Raw genomic sequence first — 10,346 nt, forward strand, 5'->3', positions numbered from 1 at the left:
GCCGCCCCCCGGCATCCTGGAAGCGGTGGCCGAGACCGGGACCGACCCCGAGCGGGTGGTGGTCTTCCATTCCCTGTCCAAACGGTCGAACCTGCCGGGCCGATCCGGCCCCTGATCCCGTGCCCGAGCCGGCGCCAGACCCCGAACCGACCCCGCTCCCTGATCCCGATCCGGCCCCGGCCCCCCAGGAAGACCCGGTTCGCGTGCCCGAACCCACGGCCCCCGAGACGCCGCAAGAGGTGCCCCAGGCGCCCCAGTCTGCGCCCGCGCCGACCCCGTCGGAACTGCCCGACAGCCCGCCACCCGAGATGCCGCAGCCTCTGGACGTGGCCGGGGCGGCGGAAACGGCCGACGCAGGCGCGCGGCCCGGCCTGCTGGGCCGCCTGTTGGGGCGGGGCGACAAGAAGACCGTGGTCCGGCGCGAGCTGGACGACGACATGCTCGAACAGCTCGAGGAATTGCTGATCAGCGCCGACATGGGCGTCGAAACCGCCCTGCGCGTCACCGCCAACATGGCCGAGGGGCGCTTTGGCAAGAAGCTCTCGACCCGGGAAATCAAGGAATTGCTGTCGGCCGAGGTGGCCCGCGTGATGGAGCCGGTGGCCCGGCCGATGCCGCTTTTTCCCTCCAAGCCGCAGGTGGTGCTTGTCGTGGGGGTCAACGGCTCGGGCAAGACCACGACCATCGGCAAGCTCGCCAGCCAGTTCCGCGCGGCGGGCAAATCGGTGGTGATCGCCGCCGGTGACACCTTCCGCGCGGCCGCCGTGGAGCAATTGCAGGTCTGGGGCGACCGGGCCGGGGTTCCGGTGCTGACCGCGCCCGCGGGGTCGGACCCCGCCAGCCTGGCCTGGGATGCCATGGACAAGGCCCAGAAAGACGGCGCAGACCTGCTGATGATCGACACCGCCGGGCGTCTGCAGAACCGTGCCGACCTGATGGAAGAGCTGGCCAAGATCGTCCGGGTGATCCGCAAGAAGGACCCCGACGCCCCGCACAACACCCTGCTGGTGCTGGATGCGACGACGGGCCAGAATGCCCTGTCGCAGGTCAAGACCTTCCAGCAGCTGGCCGATGTCTCGGGCCTTGTGATGACCAAGCTGGACGGCACCGCCAAGGGCGGCGTTCTGGTGGCCCTGGCCGACCAGTTCGGCCTGCCGATCCATGCCATCGGCGTGGGCGAACAGATCGACGACCTTGCCCCCTTCGATCCCGAGGATTTCGCCGCCGCCCTCACGGGGCTGGAGCGGTGAGGCGACAGGCCCCTGCGGCGCGGGCCAAGGCGGCAGACGCGCCGGATCCGACCCGAGCAGCGTGAGCGACTGGATCCTCTCCATCGCCGGAACGCCGCAGGGGGCGCTCTGGGCCTCGCTGCTGGCGCTTGTATCGGCGCTGGCGCATGCGGGCTTTGGTGCCTTGCAGAAAGGCCGCCACGACCCCTGGCTGATGCGCGGGGCCATCGACGGCTGGCTGGTGGTGATCTCGGCCCCCGTGGCGCTGTTCCTGGTGCCCTGGCCCACGCCGCAGACCTTCGCCATCCTAGCCGGGGCACTTGGCGTGCATTTCCTGTACAAGCTGGCCGTGGCGCTGGCCTACGAGCGGGCCGCCTATACGGTGGTCTACCCGGTGATCCGGGGCACCGGGCCGCTGGTGACGGTCTTCGCGGCCAGCCTGCTGTTCGGAGAGCTTTTCACTCCGCTGCAATGGGCGGGCGTGGCCTGTCTGTCGGGGGGCATGGCGTTGCTGGCGCTGCGCAACATGGCCGCCGATGCTGTGGACCCGGCGGGCGCGCGCCGCGGGCTGGTCTGGGCGCTGCTGGGTGGCCTGCTGGTGGCCTTCTACACCGTCTATGACGCCTGGGGCATCCGGCAATCGCCGGACCCGTTCACCTTTTTGGCCTGGTTCTTCTTCATCACTGCGCTGGATTTCCCGGTCCTGGCCTGGGTGCGGTATCGCAGGCTTGGCGCCCCGGGCGGGGTCGGGTCGTTGCTGTGGCGGGGCTTTGCCGGGGCGGCCATCGCCTGGGTCAGCTTCGGCGGGGTCATGCTGGCCACGCGGCTCGACAAGGTGGGCGAGGCGGCGGTCCTGCGCGAAACCTCGACGGTCTGGGCCGCGCTGATCGGCTGGTTCATCCTGGGCGAGACAGTCGGCCCGCGGCGCCTGTTCCTGATGGGATTGATCGCTTTGGGGGCTGTCATCGTGGAATTCGCAGGATAAGAGGGACCCATGGCAGAGAAACAGATCAAACCCTGGGTGAAACAGCTGCTGGAACTGGGCCCGACGCTGGCCTTCTTCCTGCTGTATCTGCGCATCAAGGACGACAGCTTTACCTATGGCGGGACAGAGTATTCCGGGTTCATCGTCGCCACGGTGGCCTTCGTGCCGATCCTGCTGGTGGCCATGGCGGTGCTGTGGCACCTGACGGGCAAGCTCAGCCGGATGCAGATCTTCACCGCCGTCATGGTGATTTTCTTCGGGGCGCTGACGGCCTGGTTCAACGACGAACGCTTCTTCAAGATGAAAACCTCGATCGTCTATGGCACCTTCGCGGCCTTGCTGGGCATCGGGCTGTTGCGCGGGCGCAGCTACCTGGAGTTCGTCATGGGGGAATTCCTGCCCATGGAACACGATGGCTGGATGATCCTGACGCGGCGGCTCTGCGGGCTTTTCATCGCGATGGCCGTGGTCAACGAAGTGATATGGCGCACCATGTCCGACACCACATGGGTCACGATCGAGACCTTCGGCTTCCCGATCGTGCTGTTCCTCTTTCTCTGGTCCCAGATCGTCGGGCTGCAACGCTACCTGATCGAGGAGAAGGGCGAGTGCTGATCGCCCCGCGCCCGCGTCAGCCCAGGCCGCGGAACCGGACGAGGCCGCGGCGGGGGCGTCAGCATCCCGCGCAGTGCGGGAAGGGGTGTGCGGTGGGGCTGCATCAGCAGCGCCCGGTAAAAGCGGAAGACCCCGGGCCGCAGGTAGCCCGACCAGTGGCAGACCGGCACCTTGGGCGGCGCGATGCGATGGCCCATGCGCGCCAGGGCTGCCAGCGTCGCGGGCCGGTCCAGCGCCACGTCAAGCCAGTTGGGCGCACTGAGTCCGGCGGCCACGGTGCGCCCGCCCAGGGGCGCGGCGAGCCGCAGCAAGGCATCGAACAGCAGGTTCTCGCGCCCGGTGACATTGACGAATTCGGCACCCGCGGCGGCGGGCGAGGCGGCCAGAACGGCCTGCGTCTCGCCCCGGAACAGCGCCGCCGAGATCAGGATCAACCGGTCCACCGCGCCGCCGGGCAGGCCGCGCAGTGCCAGCAGTGCCACCCGGGCGCCCAGGGAATGGCCGATCAGGTGCAGCGGCCGCTGCGGGGCCAGCCGCCGGATCGTCGTGATGAGACCTGCCAGGTCGGTCGCGGCGCGCTCGGCCCAAGCCAGCGCCTCCCAGATGTGGCCTCGGGCGGGCCAACCATAGGCGATGGCGAGCCCGGCCCCGCCCTTGAGCCCCAGGTGCCGCGGCCAGCTGACGGCCTTCCAGCAGTCGCGCCGCGGCTCAAGCGACAGGATGTGGCGGTGCGGACATCTGTCGGGATGATCGGGTGAGAACCGAAAGCCATGCAGCATGATCACCACCGGGGCCGCCTCGGGCAGGGCCGCCAGCGCCGTGGCGAGTGCTGCCTCGTCGGGGTGTCGGCCCATGTTGACTGCCAGAAGTGTCATCGGCTGCCCTCAACATCTTGGGTCCATGTGCGGGGTTACCGCTACAGAGGCGTGACAGACCCATGATGTTTCCGTGACAGATGCGGGCGGGATTGACGCCGGGGCGGGCTTGGCCTATCCCGACGTTTAGTGGCGATTTGTTACCGGATTGCGGGCCACTTTAAAGATGCCGCTAAAAGGGTCGATGGGATGCTTGCCCCGATGCCTTTGACCGGTATCGGGGTTTTTTCATGCCTGAAGGAGGGCGAAATGGACAAGTGGACGCGGCGCACGAGGGCCGTCCATTCCGGCACGCGGCGCAGCCAGTATGGCGAGGTGAGCGAGGCGCTCTTTCTCACTCAGGGCTTCGTCTACGACAGCGCCGAGGCCGCCGAGGCCCGGTTTCAGCAGGCGGGCGCGGATGAGTTCATCTATGCCCGCTACGGCAATCCCACGATGCGCATGTTCGAGGACCGTATCGCCGACATGCTGGGCTATGAGGACGCCTTCGCCTGCACCAGCGGCATGGCTGCCGTCAGTGGCGCGCTGACCGCCCTGTTGAAGGCCGGCGATCATGTCGTGTCGTCGCGCGCGCTCTTCGGGTCCTGTCTCTATGTGCTCGAGGATATCCTGGCCCGCTTCGGCGTCGAGGTGACGCTGGTCGATGGCACGGACAATGCTGCCTGGGCTGCGGCGATCCGCCCTGACACGCGGCTGGTCTTCTTCGAGAGCATCTCGAACCCCACGCTCGAGGTCGTGGACATGCCCGAGATCGTGCGCCTGGCCCATGCGCAGGGTGCGCTGGTCGTCGCCGACGATGCCATGGCGACGCCGATCCATTCCTATGCGCTCGACTGCGGCGCCGATATCGCCATTGTCTCGACCACCAAGCACGTGGACGGGCAGGGGCGCATGCTGGGCGGCGTGATCTGCGGCAGCCGCGACCTGATCCGGGGGCCCATCGAGACCTACATGAAGCACACCGGCGGCGCGATGAACCCCTTCACCGCCTGGACCCATCTCAAGGCGCTGGAAACCCTGGACCTGCGGGTGCGGGCGCAGGCCGAAGGCGCGGCGCGGGTGGCCGAGGCGCTGGCGCAGCATCCGGCCGTCGCTTGGCTGCGCTACCCGACCCATGCGGCGCACCCGCAATACGACTTGGCCCGGGCGCTCACTGCGGCGGGCGGCACCGTGCTGGCCTTCGAGGTCCGGGGCGGCAAGGCGGCGGCCTTCCGGGTGCTCAACGCGCTGGAGCTTGTGACGATCTCGAACAATTTCGCCGATGCCAAGTCCATCGCCACCCATCCCGCGACCACCACGCATAAGCGTCTGCCGCAGGATCAGAAAGAGGCGCTGGGCATAAGCGACGGGCTGCTGCGGCTCTCCATCGGGCTGGAGGACCCAGCTGATCTGATCGCCGATCTGACAGCGGCGCTGGAGCTTGCCTGATGTGGATTCGCGATGCCCGACTCGAGGAAGCGGCGGCTCTGGCCGAGGTTTTCTGGCGCGCCGTGCGCGAGGGCTCCAGCCCCTATCCCGAGGCGGCCCGCGCCGCCTGGGCGCCCGAGCCGCCGTCAGCGCATGACTTCGCTGCGCGGCTGGAGGGGCTGGAAACCGTCGTGGCCGAGGCCGCGGGGATCACCGGATTCATGGCGATGGACGCTGGCGGGTATCTGGACATGGCCTTCGTGCTGCCCGCGCAGCGCGGGCAGGGTGTCGCCGATCAACTCCTTGCGGTGCTGGAAAGCCGGGCCCGGGCGCGGCGGCTGCCGCTGCTGACAACCCGCGCCAGCCTGATGGCGCGATCCTTCTTTGCCCGCCAGGGGTGGCAGGTGGTTGCCCCCGACCCGGTGACCCGGGCGGGCGTGGTGCTGGACCGGTTCGAGATGCGAAAACCATTGGCCGCCAGCCTGGGCGAAAAAGGCCGCGCGGCCGAGGCCGGAGCAAGGATTTTCGACAATCCTTGGCCGGGCAGTCTGGCAACCGCCCGGTAGACGCCGCGTCTCCGCAAGCGCCGTCGACGGCGCTTGACCCGGGAGAGGTGCCGTCGGATCATCCGGGCAGCGTAGGTCGCCTTGTTGATCCGGTCGTGTCGCAAACCCGTATTGTAAAGGCACTATCTGGAAAGTCAGCGTGTTCGTCCCATGTTAAGGGAAAGCGCGTGCATCTGAAGAGGCCGACATGAACCTGCATTCCAAGGACCTGACCCGCGAGTTGACCCGCGAGGACGCAGCCGAGGCGCTGGCGCTGCTGCGCCGCTGGGCCGAAGGGGCCAGCGACGCCGAGGCGGCCGACCTCGATCCCCTCGTGTCGCGCCTGATCCCCGGGGGCGAGGTGTCGAACTACCCGGCCCTGGCCCGTGCCTACCCGCAGGAATTCCGCGTGGACGAGGCCTACAAGGCCAGCATGCCCGATCTTCAGAACGGCCCGGCCAGCATTATCCGTGGCGCCCGCCGGGCGATCCAGCATGTCGGCATCTCGAATTTCCGACTGCCGATCCGCTTTCACACCCGCGACAACGGCGATCTGACGCTCGAGACCAGCGTCACCGGAACCGTCAGCCTGGAGGCCGAAAAAAAGGGCATCAACATGTCCCGCATCATGCGAACCTTCTACGAGCATGCCGAGGAGACCTTTTCCTTCGAGGTGGTCGAACGGGCCCTGGACGCCTACAAGTCCGATCTCGAAAGCTTCGACGCCCGCATCGAGATGCGCTTTTCCTTCCCTGTGAAGGTCGGTTCGCTGCGCTCGGGCCTGTCGGGCTATCAGTATTACGACATCGCGCTCGAGGTGGTGGAGACCGATGGCCTGCGCCGCCGGATGATGCACCTCGACTATGTCTATTCCTCGACCTGTCCCTGTTCGCTGGAGCTGTCCGAACACGCCCGGCAGTATCGCGGCCAGCTGGCCACGCCGCATTCCCAAAGGTCGGTCGCGCGCGTCTCGGTCGAGGTGGACGCCGATGCCCCCTGCCTGTGGTTCGAGGACCTGATCGAACTGTGCCGCAGCGCGGTGCCCACCGAGACCCAGGTCATGGTCAAGCGCGAGGACGAACAGGCCTTTGCCGAGCTCAACGCCGCCAATCCGATCTTCGTCGAGGATGCCGCGCGGCTGTTTTCCGAGGCGCTCCAAGGGGATGCGCGCATCGGTGATTTCCGCGTGATCGCCAGCCACCAGGAATCCCTGCATTCGCACGATGCGGTCAGCGTGCTGACCGAAGGCCCGACCTTCGAGGCCGAGAGCCTGGACCCCAAGCTGTTTTCCACCCTGATCCACGCGCGCTGACCACGCGCGCGCCGCGCGGGCGCTTGACTATTTCGACACGGCGGGCCAACGCTTTCGCCCATGTTGGACCTGCGCCCCGTGGGATATGTCATCGGCCTTCTCGTGGCGGCGCTGGGTGTCACGATGCTGGCGCCGCTGCTCGCCGATCTCGTCGGCGGCACGGGTGCGCCGCTGGCCTTTCTGGAATCCGGGCTGCTGACCATCGCCATCGGCGGCATGATCGCGATGGCCTGCCGGAACGGTCTGTCCGACCGGCTGACCGTGCGCGATGCCTTCCTGCTGGCATCGGGCACATGGTTCGTGCTGCCGCTTTTCGGGACGCTTCCCTTCATCCTGGGCGAAACCGAACTGTCGCTGACCGATGCCTTCTTCGAGTCCATGTCCGGCATGACCACAACCGGGTCGACCGTCATCAGTGGCCTAGATGACCGGGGATATGGAATCCTGTTGTGGCGCGCCATCCTGCAATGGCTGGGCGGGGTCGGTATCGTCGTGGTGGCGATGATCTTCCTGCCCGTCATGCGCGTTGGCGGGATGCAGTTCTTCCAGAGCGAGGGGTTCGACACGCTGGGAAAGGCGCTGCCGCGGGCCATCGACATCTCGGTGGGGCTTATCAATGTCTACCTGGTGCTGACCATCGCCGCGGTCATCGCCTATGTGGTGCTGGGCATGTCCATCTTCGATGCCGTCGCCCATGCCCTGACGACGGTCTCGACCGGCGGTTTTTCCACCACCGACAAGTCCATCGGCGGCTTTCCTCCGGCGGTGCAATATGCCTCGGTGATCTTCATGATCCTGGCCAGCATCCCGTTCATCCGGATGTTCCAGCTGGCCATCGGCCAGCCCGGCCCGATCCTGCGCGATCCGCAAATTCGCACCTATCTGATCTGGCTGGCCTATGCCACGGCCCTGGTGGTGATCTACCGCGCCCTGCGCGAGGACACACCCTTCGAGGAAGTGCTGCGGTTCAGCCTGGTCAACATCGTATCCTTCTTTTCCGGCACGGGCTACGGCACCGGCGACGTCACGACGTGGGGGCCGTTTGCCTTCATGGTGCTGTTCATGGTCGGCGCCATCGGCGGCTGCACAGGCTCGACCGGGTGCTCGATCAAGGTGTTCCGCTATCAGATCCTGCTGCGCAGCCTGCTGGTGAGCATCCGCAAGGTCCACTCGCCCAACCGCGTCGCGCGCATCTCCTACGGCGGGCAGCCGGTCGAGACGAATGTCCTCGATTCCGTCATCCTCATGTTCACCGTCTTCATGGTGACATTCTTCCTGTTGATTGTCGGCCTGTCCATGACGGGGCTGTCGTTTCTGTCGTCGGTCACCGCGGCCTGGACGGCGATCTTCAACGTCGGTCCCGCCTTCGGGTCGATCATCACCGACTCGGGGTCGCTGGAAAGATTGCCCGAGGCGGCAAAATGGCAGATGATCTTCGGCATGTACCTGGGGCGTCTTGAGATCGTCTCGGTGATCGTGGTCTTGCTGCCCCGTTTCTGGAGGGCCTGATGCACCCTCCCCGGTTCGATCTGGCGGGGCGCCGCACCGGCGCGGTGCCGCACGTCGGCAAGAAAGGGTAAGCACGATGTGCGGACGCATGGCCCTGACCCTGCCCCACGCGGCGATGGCTCAGGTCTTCGACGCCACCCCGGCCAATGACCTTCCGGCGGTGCCCGATTACAATGTCTGCCCCACCACGCAGATCGCAACCGTGACCAGCGACGCGGGCACGTGGCACCTGCGGCCCATGCGCTGGGGCTTTGTGCCGCATTGGTACAAGGCGCTGAGTGATGGCCCGCTGCTGATCAACGCCCGCGCCGAGACCATCGCCGAGAAACCCGCCTTTCGCGCCGCCTGCCGGGACCGGCGCTGCCTTGTCCCGGCCAGCGGCTTTTACGAATGGACCCGCCTTGAAGACGGCACCCGGCTGCCCTGGTACATCACTCGCCGCGACGGCGCGCCGCTGGCCTTTGCCGGCATCTGGCAGGATTGGGAAAAAGACGGCGCGGTGTGGACGACCTGCGCTATCGTGACCACCGGGGCGAATGACGCCATGTCCAAAATCCACCACCGCATCCCGGTGATCCTGGAGGCCGCGGACTTGCCGCTCTGGCTGGGCGAGGCGGGCAAGGGGGCCGCGAGGCTGATGCAGGCCCCGGGCGAGGACGTGCTTGACTTTCACCGGGTCAGCCGCGCCGTGAATTCCAATCGCGCCAGCGGGCCTGAGCTGATCGCGCCGATCGACGAGGACTGACCGCGCCGGTTTGCGTTCCATGTCGCCGGTCAGGTCACGGGCCAGGCGGCATCCAAAGGTCGGCCAGCCCGCGCGCCCGGGCCAACTCGGCGCGGTGGGTCACCACATGGGGCACGCCGGCGGTGACGCACAGGGCGGCCGCATCCTCGGGCCCGCGCGCCGCGACCGGGGCCACGTCCTCCTGCCCCGCCATGAGGTCCAGGAACGATCCGCCCGCGCCCTGCGCGGACAAGGTCAGGATCGGGCAGTCCCCCGCCAGCGCCGGTTCCGAGGCCGGATCGCAGATCAGCAGCGCCGCGCCACTGGCCGCGCGGACCTGGTCGACCTCTGCGGGGCCATGGGCAGGGTTCAGCGGCAGGTAGACGACCCCGGCCTGCACCGCCCCAGCACAAAGCGCCAGCGCCGTGGGTGACTTGCCGACCTGCACCACCACAACGTCGCCCGCGCCCAGACCGGCGGCGGCATAGGCATTTGCGGCCCGCGCTGCCAGCCGCAGGAACTTGGCATGGCCGATCCGGCGTCCCTGCCAGGAAAGCAGGGGCGCGGTGCTGTCCATATGCGGCGCGAAAAGCGCATCATAAAGCATGTTGGGCGCCCTGTCGGGCGGCGGGTCATCCCCTGCGGTGCCATGCAGGTGGCAGCCGCAGTCGGGCGGGTGATCGGTGTGGTCGTGCATCGCCGCATCCTTGCCCGGGCCAGCGGCAGGGGACAATGCCGAATGCGTCACCGCACAGCGGCCTTGCATTGGGTGGCAGGGTCCCGCGCGCCATGGCTAGATCGGCCCCGGCCTGCGGTCCTCGGACAAAAGCACATTGGCCTCCAGGTCGCCGACGCCCGGCAGGGTCATGATCCGCCGCCGCAGCACCCGTTCGAAATCCGACAGGTCGCGGGCGACGACGCGCAGCCGGTAGTCATACATGCCCAGCACATGCTCGACCAGTTGCACCTCGGGGATCGCGGTCACGGCGCGTTCGAAATCCTCCAGGCTGACGCGGCCCTTGGTGGCCAGCTTGACCCCGAGAAAGACCGTCACGCCAAAGCCGAGCGCCTCTGCGTCCAGTTCGACCCGCTGCCCGGCCAGCACCCCCGCCGCGCGCAGGCGGCGCAGGCGGCGCCAGGTGGCC

The 10,346-nt window shown here is 67.7% G+C and carries 11 protein-coding genes and 1 riboswitch; of the genes, 8 read left to right on the top strand and 3 right to left on the bottom strand.

The genetic code is table 11. The features are described 5' to 3' along the window. Window positions 1–68: 68 nt before the first annotated feature. The 3 genes from ftsY (at window position 69) to ACH107_RS26115 (ending at window position 2,829) form a co-directional block, all read left to right on the top strand. Window positions 69–1,250: a signal recognition particle-docking protein FtsY gene (ftsY, locus tag ACH107_RS26105; protein WP_412508564.1), complete on the top strand. Its 1,182-nt coding sequence runs from the start codon at window positions 69–71 to the stop codon at window positions 1,248–1,250. Window positions 1,251–1,311: 61 nt separating this feature from the next. Then, entirely contained in the window at window positions 1,312–2,214 is a 903-nt protein-coding gene (locus tag ACH107_RS26110) for an EamA family transporter (RefSeq protein WP_412508557.1), read from the top strand. Between the two features lie 9 nt (window positions 2,215–2,223). Then, entirely contained in the window at window positions 2,224–2,829 is a 606-nt protein-coding gene (locus ACH107_RS26115; RefSeq protein WP_412508558.1) for an inner membrane-spanning protein YciB, read from the top strand. Here the strand turns inward: ACH107_RS26115 and ACH107_RS26120 are convergent. After that, window positions 2,799–3,704, bottom strand: a complete 906-nt coding sequence (locus ACH107_RS26120; RefSeq protein WP_412508559.1) for a serine aminopeptidase domain-containing protein — start codon at window positions 3,702–3,704, stop codon at window positions 2,799–2,801. The two genes, ACH107_RS26115 and ACH107_RS26120, sit on opposite strands and share 31 nt — an antisense overlap. 119 nt (window positions 3,705–3,823) lie before the next feature. Continuing rightward, window positions 3,824–3,901, top strand: a riboswitch (SAM riboswitch). 52 nt (window positions 3,902–3,953) lie between these two features. On the opposite strand from ACH107_RS26120, the gene ACH107_RS26125 reads away from it, so the two are divergent. From ACH107_RS26125 to ACH107_RS26145, 5 genes are all read left to right on the top strand, one after another. Beyond that, a complete protein-coding gene (locus ACH107_RS26125; RefSeq protein ID WP_412508560.1) occupies window positions 3,954–5,132 on the top strand; it encodes an aminotransferase class V-fold PLP-dependent enzyme in 1,179 nt (392 codons plus the stop codon). After that, a complete protein-coding gene (locus tag ACH107_RS26130) occupies window positions 5,132–5,677 on the top strand; it encodes a GNAT family N-acetyltransferase (RefSeq protein ID WP_310689893.1) in 546 nt (181 codons plus the stop codon). Before ACH107_RS26125 ends, ACH107_RS26130 begins: the two co-directional genes overlap by 1 nt. A gap of 187 nt (window positions 5,678–5,864) precedes the next feature. Then, window positions 5,865–6,968: a GTP cyclohydrolase FolE2 gene (gene folE2, locus ACH107_RS26135; RefSeq protein WP_310689894.1), complete on the top strand. Its 1,104-nt coding sequence runs from the start codon at window positions 5,865–5,867 to the stop codon at window positions 6,966–6,968. Between the two features lie 60 nt (window positions 6,969–7,028). After that, window positions 7,029–8,477 (top strand): TrkH family potassium uptake protein, encoded by a 1,449-nt coding sequence (locus ACH107_RS26140; protein ID WP_310689895.1) that lies wholly within the window; start codon window positions 7,029–7,031, stop codon window positions 8,475–8,477. Window positions 8,478–8,553: 76 nt separating this feature from the next. Continuing rightward, window positions 8,554–9,222, top strand: coding sequence for an SOS response-associated peptidase (locus tag ACH107_RS26145; RefSeq protein ID WP_412508562.1), 669 nt, complete (start codon window positions 8,554–8,556; stop codon window positions 9,220–9,222). Window positions 9,223–9,256: 34 nt separating this feature from the next. Here ACH107_RS26145 and ACH107_RS26150 read toward each other — a convergent pair whose 3' ends face one another. Continuing rightward, the gene (locus tag ACH107_RS26150; RefSeq protein WP_310689897.1) at window positions 9,257–9,898 is read right to left on the bottom strand and encodes an AMP-binding protein; all 642 of its coding nucleotides are present in this window, start codon (window positions 9,896–9,898) and stop codon (window positions 9,257–9,259) included. Between the two features lie 96 nt (window positions 9,899–9,994). Continuing rightward, a partial coding sequence (locus ACH107_RS26155) for an Lrp/AsnC family transcriptional regulator (RefSeq protein WP_412508563.1) occupies window positions 9,995–10,346 on the bottom strand: 352 nt, incomplete at its 5' end.

The sequence above is a fragment of the Roseovarius halophilus (ex Wu et al. 2025) genome (genome assembly GCF_047086965.1).

What these genes read in the sequence shown, in the direction of transcription:
- ACH107_RS26130 (WP_310689893.1), top strand. Translation starts at nt 5,132, where the DNA reads ATGTGGATTCGCGATGCCCGACTCGAGGAAGCGGCGGCTCTGGCCGAG.
- ACH107_RS26140 (WP_310689895.1), top strand. Translation starts at nt 7,029, where the DNA reads ATGTTGGACCTGCGCCCCGTGGGATATGTCATCGGCCTTCTCGTGGCG.
- ACH107_RS26115 (WP_412508558.1), top strand. Translation starts at nt 2,224, where the DNA reads ATGGCAGAGAAACAGATCAAACCCTGGGTGAAACAGCTGCTGGAACTG.
- ACH107_RS26145 (WP_412508562.1), top strand. Translation starts at nt 8,554, where the DNA reads ATGTGCGGACGCATGGCCCTGACCCTGCCCCACGCGGCGATGGCTCAG.
- folE2 (WP_310689894.1), top strand. Translation starts at nt 5,865, where the DNA reads ATGAACCTGCATTCCAAGGACCTGACCCGCGAGTTGACCCGCGAGGAC.
- ACH107_RS26120 (WP_412508559.1), bottom strand. Translation starts at nt 3,704, where the DNA reads ATGACACTTCTGGCAGTCAACATGGGCCGACACCCCGACGAGGCAGCA.
- ACH107_RS26150 (WP_310689897.1), bottom strand. Translation starts at nt 9,898, where the DNA reads ATGCACGACCACACCGATCACCCGCCCGACTGCGGCTGCCACCTGCAT.
- ACH107_RS26125 (WP_412508560.1), top strand. Translation starts at nt 3,954, where the DNA reads ATGGACAAGTGGACGCGGCGCACGAGGGCCGTCCATTCCGGCACGCGG.